This window comes from Methylopila sp. Yamaguchi, from assembly GCF_002897035.1.
Classification (GTDB): Bacteria; Pseudomonadota; Alphaproteobacteria; order Rhizobiales; family Methylopilaceae; genus Methylopila.
Genome location: NZ_BAUX01000016.1, coordinates 66,153 through 83,129, shown reverse-complemented (window position 1 = coordinate 83,129; position 16,977 = coordinate 66,153). Strand labels below are relative to the sequence as shown.

Sequence of the window (16,977 nt, the reverse complement as noted above, 5' to 3'; positions counted from 1 at the left end):
TTCGCAAAGTCCGCGTCGCCCGCAAAACTCCTTCGCCAAAATCGGACGCGCACGCTCTCGTATCGGACTGTGGTGGCGGCGGCTACGCCCGAGAGGCCCGATCGCGCGACAGGGCGTCGGACCATCTCATTCTAACCGATCTTTGCGGCCCGCAAAAACGGCGCGCGCCGACCGCACGCCGCTGACGACGGCGCTTCGGGACGCGGGAGGGCGGATCTTAGGAGGTCAGCGGGACACGGCGGCGAGCGCGGGCTCGAGGCTCCGGCGGCGCGGGGCGGACGCCGCGTAGCGACGGACCATGGCCGCGCAGAACTCCGCGAACTCCTTCGCGACCAGCGGCGCGCTGGTGTGGTGCGGCTCGATCCCGCGGTGCTCCGGCGTGAAGCAGAACGTCACCGTGGTTTCGAACTCCGCCAGCGCCTCCATCTGGCGGTCGAACCAGTCGAGGGCGTTCGGCCGGAAGCTGTCGGCCCAGGACAGCCCGGTGCGGACATGGCGAACGCCCAGCCGGCGCATCCAGCGGACCGCCTCGTCCAGCCGGTGGTCCTCGAAGTGGAACCACTGGCACAGCCCCATCTCCGCGGCGTAGGGCGCGTAGGCGTCGAGCGCGGGCTTGGGCGAGCCGTCCGCGCGCAGCAGCCCCATGTGGAAGTGCCGGTAGTAGGATGAGCCTTCCGCCTCCTTGTGCCGCGTGGTCGCGCCCCAGGCCATCGGCAGGTCGTAGAGGCTGTACCAGTGGATGCGGGGCGCCTGGCCGATCAGAAGCTCCGCGGTCTTGCGCACGCCCCAGGCCTGCACCTCCTCGGATCCGAAGGACGAGACGCCGGCCTCCGTGATCCAAACGGGCTTCGGCGTGATCGCGCGGATCTCGGCGACCTTCGCCGGCCACTCGTCGATCGACCACAGGTTCCAGTCGAGCGGAAAGCCGTGGACCGCGATCACGTCGACCTCGTCGAGCGCGCCCTTGCCTTCGAGGCGCTGGATGAAAAGCGGGTCGATGGGCGACAGCCCGCCGAGCACGCGGGTCAACCCCGGCGCCTCGGCCCGTATGGCCTGCCCCGCCAGCCGCGCCATCTCGGCGAAGCGATCCCACTCCGGATCGACCAGCGGGTCCCAGTGCGACTTGTTGTTCGGCTCGTTCCAGATCTTCGCGGCCTCGATCATCGGCGGGATCCTTCCGGCTTGGGGGCTGCGGGGTAGACGGCGCCGGCGGGCTTCGGCCGCTCGGTGCGGCGGCAGACGTAGACCTCGGCCTCGGGGCGCTCGACGATCTCGAAGCCCGCGCTGCGCAGCATCGCCTGCGAGCAGGCCGCGTTGGGAACCCACCAGTTCGTCCAGTCGCCGGCGTACTCGTGCTCGATGAAGTGAAGCTTGGGATAGCCCGGCGCGTCGAAGTGCTCCTGGTCGAAGAAGTCGTAGTCGGCCTGCGTCGGGTGAATCGCGTCCGACCCGCGCTGCATGCTCTGGAACACCAGAAGATCGTCGGCCACGGCGTCGTGGATGATGTCGAGCGCCAGCAGCGGGTGGCGGAGGTGGTAGAGGACGCCCATGAACAGCACGATGTCGAACCGTTCGCCGAGAGCGCCGAGGTCGTAGACGCTGAGGTTCCGGAACTCGACGTCGGCGCGCTGCACCTCCGCCGCCAGTCGGGCTTGGGCGAGATAGCGCTCGTCGGAATCGACACCCAGCACGCGGGCGGCCCCACGGCGCTTCATCTCGAGGGCGTAGAAGCCGGCGTTGCACCCGACGTCGAGCACGCTCATGCCCGATAGGTCCTGTGGAAGGGCGTGGGCGAAGCGGTTGAACTTGTTGCGCGGGTAGTCGTGCAGGAAGTGGTCGGGCGCGGTGGCCACGCCGTTCAGGTCCATGTTGTGAAACCAGTCGCCGAGCGCCTCCACCCGGGCTCTGATTTCGTCCTGGCTAAGAGCAACCATGCGGCGCCTCGTTGAGCGAAGAGACTTTCCAGCCGGCGTCGCCATAGACGAGCGTCGTCAGCGAGCCCGGCGCGATGTCGAAGCGGTCATAAAAGTGGAGCGACAGGCCGAGCGCGTAGCCGACGGCCGCCTTGATGACGTCGGCGTGGCTGACCGCAATGACCGCGCCCGCCGCCTGTCCCTCGCGGACGAGGTCCAGCCAATTGGCCACGCGCACCTGCGCCTCCGCCATGCTCTCGCCGCCCGGCGCGCGGCGCCGTCCGCGGTCGGCGTTCCAGAGCCGCCACGCCGGGTCGGGGTTCAGCTCTGCGAAGGTCCTCCCCGCCCAGGCGCCGAAATCGATTTCGTCGATCGCGGGGGTGGCGACCGCATCGAGACCGAGGTCCATGGCGATGATCGCGCCGGTCTCCAACGCCCGGGTCGTGGGGCTCGCGTAGAGCGCCACCGGCGCCTCGCCCCGAAGGCGCGCGGCGACGGCCTTCGCCTGACGCCGACCGGCGTCGCTCAGAGAAAACCCCGGCATGCGGCCGCAGAGCCGCTCGCCGACGACGGCGTGGGCGCCGTGCCGGACAAGGTGGACCCGCGCACCCGTCACGACGGCCTTGACGCCGCGCGATCGGGCCCGGCGATGAAGCTGAGCGTCCGCTCTCGCGCCTCGACGTCTGTGAACTGCTGCGGCGGGGACTTCATGAAGTAGCTCGACGGGCCGATGAGCGGCCCGCCCAGGCCGCGGTCGAGCGCAAGCTTCGCGCAGCGGACGGCGTCGATCACCACGCCCGCGCTGTTCGGACTGTCCCAGACCTCGAGCTTGAGCTCGATGTTCAGCGGGACGTCGCCAAACGTCGTGCCCTCCAGCCGGATGTGCGCCCACTTCCGATCGGTCAGCCAGGGTACGAAGTCGCTCGGCCCGACATGGACGTTGTCGGGATCGAGCGGCGTGTCGAACTGGCTGGTGACGGCGCGGGTCTTGGAGAGCTTCTTGGAGTCCAGCCGCTCGCGCTCCAGCATGTTCTTGAAGTCGGCGTTGCCGCCGAAGTTCAGCTGGTACGTCCGATCGATCCGCACGCCGCGTTCGCGCATGAGATTGGCCAGCACCCGGTGGACGATGGTGGCGCCGACCTGGCTCTTGATGTCGTCGCCGACCACCGGCACGCCGCGCTCCTCGAAGCGCCTCGCCCATCCGGGATCGGAGGCGATGAAGGCGGGGATGCAGTTGACGAAGGCGCAGCCGGCCTCCAGCGCCTGCTCGGCGTAGTGCTCCGTCGCCCGCTGAGAGCCCACGGGCAGATAGGAGATCAGGACGTCGGTGCCGGTCGCGCGGAGAGTTTCGGCCACGTCGGCCGGCGGCTCGTCCGACTCTGCGATCGCGCCCACCATATACTTGCCGAGCCCGTCGAAAGTCGGCCCGCGCGCCACGCGCGCGCCGGAGCGCGCGGGCAGGGCGAACCGGATCGTGTTGTTCGGCTCGACGAAGATCGCCTCCGTCACGTCGCGCCCGACCTTGCCGGCGTGCACGTCGAAGGCGCAGGCCACGTCGATGTCTCCGATGTGGTAGCCGCCGAGCTCCACGTTCATCAATCCGGGCGGTGGTTCGTTCGCGGGCGCCTGCGCGTAGTGGCTGAGCCCCTGGACGAAGGAAGAGGCGCAGTTTCCAACGCCCACGAGGCCGACGCGAAGACGTTTCCTCGGCATGATGCCTCCTGGTTCCGCCGGCCGAGGACCGACCGGGACACGCGAGGTAAGTAGATGCTCGCGGTTTTGTTCCCGACAGCGCGCAGGACGTCGGGAACAAACGCGGCGGAATGCGAGGCCAGCCCGAAAGGATCATCTTCTTCCGGAACATATCGGCCGCAGTCGACTTTGCGCCTCCTGTCGAGCGACCGGCGACCGCCGGACGCGCCTTCCGAACATGAGAGGCGAGATGGCCGAGACCATACTGATCACGGGCGGCGCCGGCTTCGTCGGCCGCCATGTGGCCAAGTCGCTTCTGGAGGACGGCCACCGCGTGCGGGCTTTCGACAGCCTGATCGAGCAGGTGCACCCGGCGCGCGCGCGCCCCGTCGAACTCGACCCCGAGGTCGAGTTGGTCGTCGGCGACATCCGCGACGGCGACGCCCTTGGCCGCGCGCTCACGGGCGTCGACGCGGTGATCCATCTCGCGGCGGAAGTCGGCGTCGGGCAGAGCATGTACGCCGTCGACCGCTACACCTCGGTCAATGACCTTGGCACCGCCGTGCTGTTCCAGAAGCTCATCGACAAGCCGGCGCGCCGCGTGGTCGTCGCGTCCTCGATGAGCGTCTACGGCGAAGGCCTGTATCGCACCGCCGACGGCGTGCTGATGGAGGACGTGGTCCGCGGCCCGCGTAACCCCGACGGCTCCTGGGATCCGCTCGACGGGGAGGGACGGGCGATGACGCCGGTCCCGACGCCCGAGACCAAGCGTCCGGCGCTCAAGAGCGTCTACGCCATCAACAAGTTCGTGCAGGAGCGGCTGACGCTGACGTTGACCGCCCAGTACGGCATGGAGGGCGCGGCTCTCCGGCTCTGGAACATCTACGGCCCCGGTCAGGCGCTCTCGAACCCCTACACCGGCGTGCTCGCCATCTTCGCCTCCCGCATCATGCACGGCCAGGCGCCGATGGTGTTCGAGGACGGCCGCCAGCGGCGCGACTTCGTCCATGTGTCCGACGTCGTCAGCGCGTTCCGGCTGGCGCTGGAGCGACCGGAAGCGGTCGGCGAGACGTTCAACATCGGCTCCGGCGAAGATCGCTCGGTGGAGGACGTCGCGCGCCTGCAGGCGGCCTCCATGGGCCGCGGCGACATCGAGCCGAACATCACCAAACAAGCGCGGGCGGGCGACATCCGCCACAACATCCCCGATCTCACCAAGGCCCGCACGCTGCTCGGCTACGAGCCGAAACAGGATTTCACGCGCGGTCTCGAGGAGCTCGCCGCATGGGTCGCCCGGCAGGAGTCCAAGGACCGGGTGGCCGAGGCGCGGCGCGAGCTCGAGCTCAGGGGACTGGTGGCGTGAGCGGCGCGGCGCGCGAGGCGGCGCTCGTCACGGGCGGCGCGGGCTTCATCGGCAGCAATCTGGCGGACCGCCTCGCTTCCGAGGGGCGTCGCGTGATCATCCTCGACTCGCTCGCGCGACCCGGCGTCGAGCGCAACCTCGATTGGCTGGAAGGCCGCCATGGCCGGCTGATCGAGCCGCGCATAGGCGACGTCCGCGACGAGGCGCTGGTCGCTCAAGCGGCCGGCGAAGCGGGCGTGGTCTTTCATCTGGCGGCCCAGGTGGCCGTCACGCGCAGCCTCGACGACCCGCTCGCCGACTTCGAAGTGAACCTGCGCGGCACGCTGAACGTGCTGGAAGCGGCGCGGCGCCGCCGCGCGCCGGTGCTCTTCGCCAGCACCAACAAGGTCTACGGCGACCTCGCCGACATCCCCCTCGATCTTGTCGACGGCGCCTATCTGCCGAGCGACCCCGACCTGCGCCGCCGCGGCGTCGACGAGGCCCGGCCGCTCGACTTCCACACGCCCTATGGCTGCTCCAAGGGCGCCGCGGACCAGTACGTGCTCGACTACGCCCGGAGCTTCGGGCTTCCAGCCTGCGCCTTCCGCATGAGCTGCATCTACGGGCCGCGCCAGCTTGGCACCGAAGACCAGGGCTGGGTCGCCCATTTCCTGATCCGGGCGCTCGCAGGTCAACCGATCAGCATCTTCGGCGACGGTCGACAGGTGCGCGACGTGCTGTGGGTCGGCGACGCGGTCGACGCCTACCTGGCGGCCTGGAGGAACATCGAAACGGTGTCCGGCCGCGCCTTCAATCTGGGGGGCGGACCCGCCAACGCCGTCAGCCTGCGCGGTCTCGTCGCCCGCATCGAGGAGCTTCTCGGTAGCCGCGTCGAACTCGCCTTCCACGACTGGAGGGCCGGCGATCAGAAATACTTCGTGGCCGACACGGCCGCCGCCCGCACGGCGCTGGGTCTTGCGTCGCCGTTGGGGTGGCGGACCGGCGTGGCGCGGCTCGCGGACTGCCTCGGCGCGAGCGCGGACGCGCCCAGCGTCGCCCTTGCCGGGGCGGCCTCGTGAGCCGCGCCGCAGCGCCCGGGCGTGTGCTTCTGACGACCGACGCGGTTGGCGGGGTCTGGACCTACGCGCTCGATCTTTCCGCCGGTCTGGCCGCGCGCGGCGTGCAGGTCACGCTTGCGACGCTCGGGCCGCCCCCGTCCGCCGCGCAGAGGCGGCAGGCGGCCGACGTCCCGGGCCTCGCCGTGGTCGACGCCGGGCCCACGCTCGACTGGATCGAGGACGATCCGCGCGCGCTCGACCGGGCCGGGCGACGGCTCGGGGCGATCGCCGAGGAGGCCGGCGTCGATCTCATCCACCTCAACAGCCCGGCCTTCGCGGCCACGGGTTTCGGGGCGCCGGTGGTCGGGACCTGCCATTCCTGCGTCGCGACCTGGTGGGCCGCGGTGCGCGGCGGCGAGCCGCCGGCTGTCTTCCGCGCCCGGACCGCACGGCTGGCGCAAGGCTACGCGGCCTGCCGGCGGCTCATCGCGCCGAGCGCCGCCTTCGCCGCCGCGACGGAGGTCGTCTATGGCGTCCGCCCCTCCGTCGTGCCGAACGGGCGGGCGGCCCGGCCGGGAGCTGGACCCGCTCGGAAGCGTCCGGTCGCGTTCGCCGCTGGCCGTCTGTGGGACGAGGCCAAGGGGTTCGCCGCGCTCGACGCCGCAGCCGGCCGCATGCGCGGGCGGGTCGAAGCGGCCGGGCCGCTTGAGGGGCCGAACGGCGCCGTGGCGCAGGCGCGCTCCGTCCATACCTTAGGGCCGCTCGACCAGGCGGAGCTCGCGGAGCGGCTCGCCGGCGCCGCCGTCTTCGTCTCGCTGTCCCGTTACGAGCCGTTCGGCCTCGGCGTGCTGGAGGCGGCCCAGGCCGGCTGCGCGCTGGCGCTCGCCGACATCCCGACCTTCCGGGAGCTGTGGGACGGCGCAGCGACCTTCGTGGATCCGGACGACCCCGATGCGGTCGCCTTCCAGCTCGATCGCTTCCTGGACGATCCCGCCGCTTGGGCCCCCGCAGGGGGACGCGCCGCGCGGCGCGCGAAGCGCTACGGCCTCGACGCCATGGTCGAAGGAACCCTCGCGATCTACCGGCAAGCGCTCGCGCCTACGCTGGAGGAGGCGGCCGCATGAAGATCGTCTACTTCACGCATTCGCTCGCCTCCTGCTGGAACCACGGCAACGCCCACTTCGTGCGCGGCGTGCTGCGCGAGCTGGTGGTCCGCGGCCACGACGTGACGGCCTACGAGCCGGAGGGCGCGTGGAGCCTCGCGAACCTTCTGAAGGACCACGGAGAGCGCGGCCTCCTGGCGTGGCGTGAGGCCTATCCCGAGCTGTCCTCCCGCGTCTACGGGGCGGGCTTCGACGTCGAGGAGGCCTGCGCCGGCGCCGATCTCGTCATCGTCCACGAGTGGAACGACCCGGCGCTTGTCAGGGCTCTCGGCGACGCGCGGCGCCGCGGACGCTTCACGCTGCTGTTCCATGACACGCACCACCGCGCGGTCAGCGATCCCGGCGCGATCGACCAGTTCGATCTGGAGAACTACGACGGCGTGCTCGCCTTCGGCGAGACGCTGGCCGAGGTCTACCGGCGTCGGGGATGGGGCGAGCGCGCCTTCGTCTGGCACGAGGCGGCCGACGTCAGGCTGTTCCATCCGCCCGCGGAGGAGCGCGAGCGGTCCGGGCTGGTCTGGATCGGCAACTGGGGCGACGGAGAGCGGACGCGCGAGTTGGAGACCTTCCTCCTGAAGCCCGCCCGCGCCGTGGGGATGGCGCCCGACGTCTACGGCGTTCGCTACCCGCGCGTGGCACTCAAGCTGCTGAAGCGGCACCGGGCGCGCTACCGCGGCTGGCTCCCGAACGCGCGGGCGCCGGAAGTCTTCGCCCGGCATATCGCGACGGTCCATGTGCCGCGTCGGTTCTATGTGAGGCTGCTGCCGGGCATCCCAACGATCCGGGTGTTCGAGGCGCTGGCCTGCGGCCTGCCTCTGATCTCCGCTCCCTGGCGCGACAGCGAAGATCTGTTCCTCCCGGGCGAGGACTTCCTGGTCGCGGCCGACGGGGCGGCCATGGCGGCCCGCCTCAGGGCGGTGCGCGACGACACCGACCTTCGTCGCGCGCTCGCCCAGCGCGGGCTGAAGACAATCCGCGAGCGTCACACCTGCGGCCACCGCGCCGACGAGCTGTTGGCGATCGCCGGGCGGCTCAACCCGTCGCACGCCGCTCCCGCCCTGGAGGCCGCACAATGAAGATTGCGTTCTACGGCTCGAGCCTGCTGTCGTCCTACTGGAACGGCGCGGCGACCTATTACCGCGGAATGCTGAGCGAGCTGGCGCAGCGCGGGTGGCGGGTGACGTTCTACGAACCCGACGCCTTCGACCGGCAGGCGCACCGGGACATCGAGCCCCCGGACTGGGCGGATGTGGTGGTCTACGAGGCCACCCCCGACGCCTGCCGTCGGGTGGTGTCGGAGGCCGCGAAGGCGGACGTCGTCGTCAAGGCTAGCGGCGTCGGCGTGTTCGACGTCGAGCTGCTCGGTGTGTTCGGCGCGGCGCGGCCCGAAGCGCTGAAGATCTTCTGGGATGTCGACGCCCCCGCGACCCTGGCGGACATGCGCGCGCTCGGTGACAGCCCTCTGCAGCGGACGCTCCCCGATCTCGACTTCGTCTTCACCTATGGCGGCGGTCCGCCGGTGGTCGCGGCCTACCGCGAGATGGGCGCAGCCGACTGCCGACCGATCTACAACGCATTGGATCCCGGCAGCCACCATCCCGTCCCGCAGGACGCGCGGTTCTCCGCGGACCTCGCGCTGCTCGCAAACCGTCTGCCCGACCGGGAGACCCGGATCGAGCGCTTCTTCCTTGAGCCGGCGGCGGGGACGCCCGATCGCACGTTCCTGCTCGGCGGCAGCGGCTGGCGCGACAAGCAGCTGCCGTCGAACGTGCGCGCGATCGGCCACGTCGGCACGCGCGACCACAACGCGTTCAACGTGACGCCGCTGGCGGTGCTGAACGTGGCGCGCGACAGCATGGCCGAAGTCGGCTTCTCTCCGGCGACACGCGTGTTCGAGGCTGCTGGAGCCGGGGCCTGCCTCATCACCGACTCATGGAAAGGCGTCGAGCTGTTTCTGGAGCCCGACGCGGAAGTCTTGGTCGCCCGCGACGGGCGCGACGTGGCGGACCACTTGGCGCGGCTGACCCCCGCACGGGCAGCCGACATCGGCGCGGCCGCCCGACGGCGCGTGCTTGGTGAACACACCTACAGTCGACGCGCCACGGAGGTCGACCGGCTCCTGCGGGAGACGATCGCCGACCGCCGCGCGAGGACCGCCGCATGACCGCGCCGCTCAAGCTCGTCATCCTCGGCCTCAGCCTGTCGTCGTCCTGGGGCAACGGACACGCCACGACATTCCGAGGGCTCATCCAGGCCCTGGCACGCCGTGGCCACGACGTGCTGTTTCTGGAGGCGTCGGCGCCCTGGTACGCCGCCAACCGAGACCTGGCGGATCCAGATTTCTGTCGGCTGGCGTTTTACGACGGCCTGGAGGACCTCGGCCGCTGGGCGGCGGAGGTCGCCGCCGCCGACGCCGTCATCGTCGGGTCCTACGTTGCGAACGGCGTCGACGTGGGCGACTGGGCGTTGCACACGGCGTCCGGCCCCGTAGCGTTCTACGATATCGACACGCCGGTCACCCTGGCAAAGCTTGGGCGCGGCGAGGAACCCTATCTCGCGGCGCGGCAGATCGCGGCCTACGACGTCTACTTTTCGTTCACGGGCGGCCCGACGCTCGACCGGATCGAGCGCAGCTTCGGCTCACCGGCGGCGCGGGCCTTGTACTGTTCGGCGGACCCGCAGATCTACCGACCGACGGCGGCTCCACGTCGCTGGGATCTTTCGTACCTCGGCACCTTCAGCGAGGACCGGCAGCCCACGCTCGAGCGCCTGCTGCTGGAGGCGGCCCGCCGAGCGCCGGCGCTGCGCTGCGTCGTCGCCGGCCCTCAATATCCGGCTGGCATCGCGTGGCCGCCGAACGTCGAGCGAGTGGAGCATGTTGCGCCCGCGGATCACGCCGCCTTCTACGCGTCCAGCCGCTTCACGCTGAACGTCACCCGCGCCGACATGGTGGCCGCCGGGCACAGTCCGAGCGTTCGGCTGTTCGAAGCCGCCGCCTGCGGCACGCCCATCATCTCGGACCTCTGGGAGGGGCTCGACGCCCTGTTCTCGCCGGGCTCGGAGATCCTGCTGGCCGAGACCGCCGCCGACGTGCTCGCCGCCCTGTCCATGGACGAGACGCGGCGGCGAGCGATCGGCGCCGCGGGCCGGGCCCGCGTCCTGAAGAACCACACCGCCGAGCACCGCGCCGAGACCGTCGAGCGCGAGCTTCATCAGGCGTCGCTCCGGCGAGGCCGAACCCGCGCGATCGCATCGCATGCAGCTGCAAAGGAGTCCAACATGGCGCCGAAGACCACCAAGCGCGTTCTCGTCGCAGGCGGCGCAGGCTTCCTGGGCTCCCACCTGTGCGACCGCCTGCTGGGTGAGGGGGCTAGCGTGGTCTGCGTCGACAATCTCCGCACCGGCAGCATGGCCAACCTGGAAAGCGCCCTGCGCCATCCGTCCTTCACCTACGTCGACGCCGACATCGTCGATTCCCTGGATGGCGTTCTCGACGGCCGTCCCTTCGACCGGATCTACAATCTGGCCTGCGCCGCTTCGCCGCCGCTCTACCAGGCGGATCCGGAGCACACTCTGCTGACCAGCGTCCTCGGCACACGCCACCTTCTGGCGCTGGCGGAACGCACAGGGGCTCGTTTCCTTCTGAGTTCGACCAGCGAAATCTACGGCGATCCCCATGTTCACCCCCAGCCGGAAACCTACTGGGGCCACGTCAACTCGATCGGGCCGCGCGCCTGCTACGACGAAGGCAAGCGTTGCGCGGAGACGCTGACCTACGACTTCGCACGCGCCGGCCGCGGCGAGGTGCGCGTCGCCCGCATCTTCAACACCTATGGACCGCGCCTCTCCGCCGCCGACGGCCGCGTGGTGTCGAACCTCATCAGCCAAGCGCTCGCCGGGGACGACATCACCGTCTTCGGCGACGGCGCCCAGACGCGCTCGTTCTGCTACGTCGACGACCTGATCGACGGGCTCATCGCGTTGATGGAGCATGACGGCCCGGAACCCGGCCCGATCAATCTCGGCAATCCGACCGAGCTCACGATCAACCAGTTGGCGGCGCTTGTGCTGCGGCTGACGGGTTCGAACTCCCGCCTCAAGGTGAAGCCGCTTCCAGTGGACGATCCCAAGCGGCGCCGGCCGGACATCGCGAAAGCGGCCTCCGTGCTGGGGTGGCGGCCGACCACTTCGCTTGAGGACGGCCTTCGCGCGACGATCGCCTGGTTTGAACAGACCGGCGCGATCCGCGCGGACGTCCGGCGCGCAGAGGCGGCCGTCGCGTGAACCGCGCCGTCCAGACGCGGAAGGAGAGCGCCATGGCCGAGGCCATCGCCGTGGAAGTGACGATGAAGGCGGCCGTCGTCGTCGGGCCGGGCCGGTCGGAGGTGCAGCGTGCGCCGCGGCCCGAGCCCGGCCGGGACCAAGTGCGCATCCGGCTTGAGGGATGTGGGGTATGCGCCTCCAACGTCACTCCCTGGTCCGGGCCGGACTGGATGGCGTTCCCCACTCGGCCCGGCGGACTCGGCCACGAGGGCTGGGGCCGGATCGACGCCATCGGTCCAGGCGTGGACGACCTTGAGCTTAACCAGCGGGTCGCGACATTGTCGCAGAACGCCTACGCCGAATACGACATCGCCGCCCGGAACGAGGTTATCCCCTTGCCTCCGGAGCTTGACGGCAAGCCGTTTCCAGCCGAGCCGCTCGGCTGCGCCATGAACATTTTCCGCCGCAGCGATATCGGGGCGGGCCAGACGGTCGCCATTGTCGGGATCGGCTTTCTTGGCGCGATCCTGACGCGGCTCGCGAGCGCGGCGGGCGCGCGCGTGATCGCGCTGTCGCGCCGCGGCTACGCGCTCGACGTCGCCCGGCGCATGGGCGCAGCGAACACGCTGGTCCTCGACGACCATTACGAGATCATTCGGACCGTCAGCGACCTCACCGGGGGCGCGTTCTGTGACCGGGTGGTGGAGGCGACGGGCAAGGCTTGGCCGCTGGACCTCGCGGCGGAACTGACCCGGGAGCGGGGCCGGCTGATCATCGCGGGCTATCACCAGGACGGTCCGCGGCAAATCAACATGCAGCTTTGGAACTGGCGTGGCATCGACGTGATCAACGCCCATGAGCGCGATCCCGCGGTCTATGCGGAAGGAGTGCGCGCGGCGATCGAGGCGGTGGTGTCCGGGCGGCTGGATCCGACGACGCTGCTGACCGACGCCTATCCGCTCGACCGTCTTGACGCGGCGTTGGCCGCCACACGAGACCGGCCCGAGGGGTTCATGAAGGCGTTCGTCACATGCGGATGAGCGGCGGCCGGCCCCGGGTCGGCTTCCTCGGCGTCGGCTGGATCGGCCGCCACCGGATGGAGGCGATGGCTGCCACCGGCGCCGTTGAGGTCGCGGCGTTCGTCGACCCGTCCGACGACGCCGCTGCGGCGGCGGCGGAGGCGGCGCCGGAAGCGGCGCGGGCGCGGTCTCTCAAGGACCTTCTCGAGCGCGAGCTCGACGCGGTCGTGATCGCCACCCCGAGCGCCGCTCATGCCGAAGAATCGATCCGCGCGCTGAGGGCTGGCGTCGCCGTGTTCTGCCAGAAGCCGCTGGGACGAAACGAGGAGGAGGTGCGAGCGGTGGTTGCCGCTGCTCGCAGAGCGGACCGCCTGCTAGGCGTCGACCTCTCCTATCGTCACGCGGACGGCGCCCGCCGTATCCGCAGCTTGATCCAGGAGGGCGGCCTTGGCCGGGTCTTCGCGGCCGATCTCGTGTTCCACAACGCCTACGGCCCGGACAAGCCATGGTTCTACGATCGCGCGCTGTCGGGCGGCGGCTGCGTGGCGGACCTTGGCGTCCACCTGATTGACCTGGCGCTATGGACGTTAGGCGAGGACAAAGTCGCGAGCGTCGAAGCCCATCTGTTCGCCGGCGGCGCGGCGATGCATCCGCCCCTTGATCGGACAGAGGACTACGCGTCGGCCGTGCTGACGCTCGCGTCCGGCGCAGTGGTCCGGCTGACCTGCTCGTGGCGTCTGCACGCCGGCCAGGACGCGGTGATCTCGGCCTCGTTCTTCGGCGACCGCGGCGGCGCGGAGCTGCGGAACGTCGCCGGCTCGTTCTACGACTTCGCCGCCGAACGGTTTGACGGCACGGCCCGGACCACGCTCGCGACGCCTCCGGACGCTTGGAACGTCGGCGCGGCGCAGGCCTTCGCCCGGACGCTGGCTGCGGGGGGCGGCTTCGACCCGGAGGTCGAAAGCCTCATTCCCGTCGCGGCCGCAATCGATCAAATCTATGGCCGTCGACCGGCGTCCACCGAGGGCCTGCAGCGCGCATCCTGAACCAGTTGCACACGGATCAACGGTAGGTCGGGACGGAGACTAGCCCCCGAGGACGTCTTCGCGCTCAAGTTCCGCCAACGACCAGCGATAGCGCGACAGCTTCTCCCCGGCGTCAGAAGCCGCGAAACCCTCTACGCGGGCGATCTTATCCTGCAGGTCAGCACGCTTGACGATGCGCGCAAGCGCGTCGGACTTGGCGCGCTCGACGAAATCGCCCTCGCTTTCGCCGGCGCGGCGGGTAAGCGCCTCCACGCCGGACAGAACGACATCCGAGAAGCCTTCGTCCTCCAGCCGTGCGAGGGTCCAATCGCTCTTCTCCACGACGTCATGGAGAAGAGCGACGATCTGGGCCGCGCCGTCGGGAATCGACGCCATCATCCGGATCGGGTGCGTCACATAGGGCGCGCCGCCCTCATCGATCTGCCCGGCATGAGCGTCGAGCGCGATCTCGAGCGCCCGTTCGAGGGTGCTCACTGCGATCTCCCTAAGCCGTCAGGCGGCGTTCGAATGGGCCCTCGATTCCATCCAAGACCGGTGGCGGCGCTCGTCTTCCAGCGCCTTGGCGAAGAACGCCTTGGAGCGGCTGATGGCGTCCTCGTGCTGGCTTGCGCGCTCGTACGCCGTGACGGTGTCGTCCTCATTGGTCGTCATCGCCTTCAAGATGGCGGAGTCGCCGCCCAGCATGTCGGCGATCGCGACCTTGCCGGTCGTGAGCATTTTCTTCATGTCGCCCCCCTGCGGAGCGTCGGCGCCCAGTTCGCGCGCCATCTCATACAGGACGGAGAGATGCTGCTGATGGTCGGCCCGAAAGGCGGAGATCTGCCTCTTGGCCTCGGCGTCCTCCAGCCGCTCGACGGTGGCGTCGTAGGCCGCGATCGCGTCGTGCTCGAGATAGATCAGATCGGTCACCAGGTCGTTGATCGAAGATTCGGTCCCTACGGTCGTGGCCATGAAGCTCTCCTGCGTGTTGACCCCGATAGAAGCCGGGGCCAACGCATATGTTCCGGCTGGGGGTTCGCGTGCGGGCGAGCCGGTCAGAGCTCCCCTTCTGCGGCGGGGTCGCCTTCGCAGGGCTGCGACGGCGCGAGCCGGACAGGGATCGCCTTGGCCGCGGGGGTCTTGGCCTGGGCGTCGTGGTGCCAGATCGGCAGCAGCACGTTCAGCTCCGGATAGTAGCCGGCGCAACATCCCTCGGGCACGCTGTAGGCGACCACCCGCAGGCCCTCCGCCGTACGCGCGGGACCATCGTCGGCGCAGGTGGTCGCCTCGACGAAGTCGCCGTCGGAGAACCCGAGCCGCGCGATGTCCGCCGGGTTCATGAAGAGCACGCGCCGGGTGCCGCTGACGCCTCGGAAGCGGTCGTTGTAGCCATAGACCGTCGTGTTGAACTGGTCGTTCGAGCGAATGGTGATGAGCGTGAGCACGTCGTCGCCATGGGCGATGTCGGGGTCGGCCTCGAGGCCGGGCGGGGTCGCGAAGTTCGCCTTGCCGGTGTCGGTCTCCCAGCGCCGCTCACGCGCGGCGAGCGGCTTCTCGACGCCGCCCGGAGTGAACATCGTCTCGTTGAAGCCGGTGAACAGCGCCGGATAGGTCTCGGCCATCGCCTCGCGGACCGTCGCGTAGTCGGCGGTCCACCGGTCCCAGGGCACCCGCGGGTTGGGCGGCAGCGTCGCCTTGGCGAGCTGCGCGACGATCCAGGGCTCCGAGCGGAGATGCGGCGACGCCGGTTTCACCATTCCGCGGGAGCCATGGAAGAACGAGGTCGAGTCCTCCATGGAGACCGCCTGCGGGCCCGTCTCCTGTTCGTCGATCTCGATCCGGCCGAGGCACGGCAGGATGTAGGCCTTCTGGCCGTGCAGCAGATGGCCGCGGTTCAGCTTCGTGGCGATCTGGACGGTAAGCTTCACCCGTCCCCAGGCGGGCTCGGTGCGACCGCTGTCCGGCGCCGCCCGCGCGAAGTTGCCGCCGAGGCCGATGAAGGCGTCGAGCTTCTCCGCCACCAAGGCCTCGCAGACTTCAACCGTGGTCATGCCCTTGTCGCGCGGCGGGGTGAAGCCGTACTGCTCGGCGAGCTTGTCGAGCGGCGCCAGCTCGGGTTTCTCAGTGATTCCGACCGTGCGTTGACCCTGCACGTTGGAGTGGCCCCGCACCGGACATACGCCGGCGCCCGGCTTCCCGATGTTGCCCTTGAGAAGGAGCAGGTTCACCAGCATCTGGATGGTTTCGACCCCGAGCCGGTGCTGGGTGAGGCCCATGCCGTAGACGCCCATCGTCGCGCGCGACCGCGCATAGACTTCGGCGACGGCCTGCAGATGATCGCGCTTGAGTCCGGAGCGGCGCTCGATCGCGTCCCAAGTCTGGTGACGGCAGAACGTCACGAACGACTCGAACCCGTGGGTGTGCTCGGCGATGAAGGCGAGGTCGAGCATGCTGCCGCGGCCGGCGGAAACGGCCGCATCGTCCTGTTCGAGCAACGCCTTGCAGATCCCGGCGAGCGCCGCGAGATCGCCCCCCGCCTTCACCTGGTGGTACTGCGTCGAGATCGTCGTCTCGGCGCCCGTCAGCATCTCGACCGGACTCTGCGGGTTCGTGAAACGCTCCAATCCCCGTTCGCGCAGCGGGTTGAACGTGATGATCTCCGCTCCGCGGCGCCGCGCTTCCTGCAACTGGTGCAGCATGCGCGGGGAGTTCGAACCGACGTTCTGGCCAAAGAACATGATCAGATCGACATGCTCGAAGTCCGCGAGCGTCGTCGTGCCGACCGGCACTCCGATCGACTGCGGGAGGGCCACGGAGGTCGACTCGTGGCACATGTTCGAACTGTCCGGCAGATTGTTGGTGCCGTAAAGCCGCGCGAGCAGGGCGTACATGTAGGACGTCTCCAGCGCCGCCCGTCCGGAAGCGTAGAAGACCACCGAGGCGGGGGCGAAGGACGCTAGATCGGCGCCGATGTCGCGGATCGCATCGTCCCAGGACACGGGCTCGTACTTGTCCGTCTGGGGATCGTAGCGCATCGGCTCCGTCAGCCGACCCTGCTCCTCCAGGGCGTAGTCGGACCAGCCCAGCAACTCCGTGACCGTGTGCGTCTCGAAGAATTCGCGGGCGACCCGTCGACGCGTGAGCTCCCAAGCCGTCGCCTTGGCTCCGTTCTCGCAATACTCGAACGGCAGCGGCTCCGCCGGCTTCGCCCAGGCGCAGGACACGCACATGAAGCCGTCCGGCTTGTTCTGTTTCGCGAGGATCGCGGGTCCGGTCGCTCCGCGCTTCTCGCGCGTGATGATCTCGGCCAGCGCTCCAGCGGAGCCCCAGCCTCCAGCGGGGCCTTCGTAGGGATCAATCTTAGGCTTCGTCACGCGGCGCTCCACAACACTTTGGTTTCAAGAGGAACATCCTGGCGTCCCCAGTGTTCCGACCGAGCGACGAAGGGGGCCTCGGATCGGATCGATGGAGGAGCAAAGGCTGGACCGAAGCGGGCGTGTCT

Annotated in this window: 15 protein-coding genes and 1 pseudogene; 9 read left to right on the top strand and 7 right to left on the bottom strand. The window is 69.7% G+C overall.

Annotated features, from left to right (window positions below):
• Positions 1-225: 225 nt before the first annotated feature.
• Genes METY_RS17045 through METY_RS17030 form a run of 4 tightly spaced genes read right to left on the bottom strand, consistent with a single transcriptional unit; the run spans position 226 to position 3,626 of the window.
• Entirely contained in the window at positions 226-1,164 is a 939-nt protein-coding gene (locus tag METY_RS17045) for a beta-xylosidase (RefSeq protein ID WP_103122577.1), read from the bottom strand.
• Entirely contained in the window at positions 1,161-1,934 is a 774-nt protein-coding gene (locus METY_RS17040) for a TIGR04290 family methyltransferase (RefSeq protein WP_103122576.1), read from the bottom strand. Before METY_RS17040 ends, METY_RS17045 begins: the two co-directional genes overlap by 4 nt.
• Positions 1,921-2,529 (bottom strand): histidine phosphatase family protein, encoded by a 609-nt coding sequence (locus METY_RS17035; protein WP_103122575.1) that lies wholly within the window; start codon positions 2,527-2,529, stop codon positions 1,921-1,923. The genes METY_RS17040 and METY_RS17035 overlap by 14 nt, the downstream gene beginning before the upstream one ends.
• Complete coding sequence (locus METY_RS17030) at positions 2,526-3,626, bottom strand: inositol-3-phosphate synthase (protein WP_103122574.1); 1,101 nt, start codon at positions 3,624-3,626, stop codon at positions 2,526-2,528. The genes METY_RS17035 and METY_RS17030 overlap by 4 nt, the downstream gene beginning before the upstream one ends.
• Before the next feature lie 229 nt (positions 3,627-3,855).
• Between METY_RS17030 and METY_RS17025 the strand changes: the two genes are divergently transcribed.
• The 9 genes and pseudogenes from METY_RS17025 to METY_RS16985 all read left to right on the top strand — a co-directional run bounded on the left by METY_RS17025 (position 3,856) and on the right by METY_RS16985 (position 13,496).
• Complete coding sequence (locus METY_RS17025; protein WP_103122573.1) at positions 3,856-4,968, top strand: NAD-dependent epimerase/dehydratase family protein; 1,113 nt, start codon at positions 3,856-3,858, stop codon at positions 4,966-4,968.
• Positions 4,890-6,026, top strand: a complete 1,137-nt coding sequence (locus tag METY_RS17020) for an NAD-dependent epimerase/dehydratase family protein (protein ID WP_103122572.1) — start codon at positions 4,890-4,892, stop codon at positions 6,024-6,026. The genes METY_RS17025 and METY_RS17020 overlap by 79 nt, the downstream gene beginning before the upstream one ends.
• On the top strand, positions 6,023-7,129 hold the full coding sequence (locus METY_RS17015) for a glycosyltransferase family 4 protein (protein ID WP_103122571.1): 1,107 nt from the start codon (positions 6,023-6,025) through the stop codon (positions 7,127-7,129). The genes METY_RS17020 and METY_RS17015 overlap by 4 nt, the downstream gene beginning before the upstream one ends.
• Entirely contained in the window at positions 7,126-8,244 is a 1,119-nt protein-coding gene (locus METY_RS17010; RefSeq protein WP_103122570.1) for a CgeB family protein, read from the top strand. The genes METY_RS17015 and METY_RS17010 overlap by 4 nt, the downstream gene beginning before the upstream one ends.
• Positions 8,241-9,332 (top strand): CgeB family protein, encoded by a 1,092-nt coding sequence (locus tag METY_RS17005; RefSeq protein WP_103122569.1) that lies wholly within the window; start codon positions 8,241-8,243, stop codon positions 9,330-9,332. Before METY_RS17010 ends, METY_RS17005 begins: the two co-directional genes overlap by 4 nt.
• Positions 9,329-10,354: pseudogene (locus METY_RS17000) on the top strand (CgeB family protein); the annotation flags it as partial. The gene METY_RS17005 and the pseudogene METY_RS17000, both read left to right, overlap by 4 nt.
• A 93-nt stretch (positions 10,355-10,447) precedes the next feature.
• A complete protein-coding gene (locus METY_RS16995) occupies positions 10,448-11,452 on the top strand; it encodes a UDP-glucuronic acid decarboxylase family protein (protein ID WP_103122606.1) in 1,005 nt (334 codons plus the stop codon).
• A 32-nt stretch (positions 11,453-11,484) separates the two neighbouring features.
• Positions 11,485-12,471 (top strand): MDR/zinc-dependent alcohol dehydrogenase-like family protein, encoded by a 987-nt coding sequence (locus tag METY_RS16990; protein WP_244593709.1) that lies wholly within the window; start codon positions 11,485-11,487, stop codon positions 12,469-12,471.
• Entirely contained in the window at positions 12,462-13,496 is a 1,035-nt protein-coding gene (locus METY_RS16985; protein WP_103122568.1) for a Gfo/Idh/MocA family protein, read from the top strand. The genes METY_RS16990 and METY_RS16985 overlap by 10 nt, the downstream gene beginning before the upstream one ends.
• 39 nt (positions 13,497-13,535) lie before the next feature.
• On the opposite strand, the gene METY_RS16980 is transcribed toward METY_RS16985, so the two are convergent.
• The 3 genes from METY_RS16980 to METY_RS16970 all read right to left on the bottom strand — a co-directional run bounded on the left by METY_RS16980 (position 13,536) and on the right by METY_RS16970 (position 16,849).
• Positions 13,536-13,970, bottom strand: a complete 435-nt coding sequence (locus tag METY_RS16980) for an HD domain-containing protein (protein WP_103122567.1) — start codon at positions 13,968-13,970, stop codon at positions 13,536-13,538.
• An 18-nt stretch (positions 13,971-13,988) separates the two neighbouring features.
• A complete protein-coding gene (locus tag METY_RS16975; RefSeq protein WP_103122566.1) occupies positions 13,989-14,447 on the bottom strand; it encodes a DUF2383 domain-containing protein in 459 nt (152 codons plus the stop codon).
• Between the two features lie 83 nt (positions 14,448-14,530).
• A complete protein-coding gene (locus METY_RS16970) occupies positions 14,531-16,849 on the bottom strand; it encodes an FdhF/YdeP family oxidoreductase (RefSeq protein ID WP_103122604.1) in 2,319 nt (772 codons plus the stop codon).
• Positions 16,850-16,977: the final 128 nt, after the last annotated feature.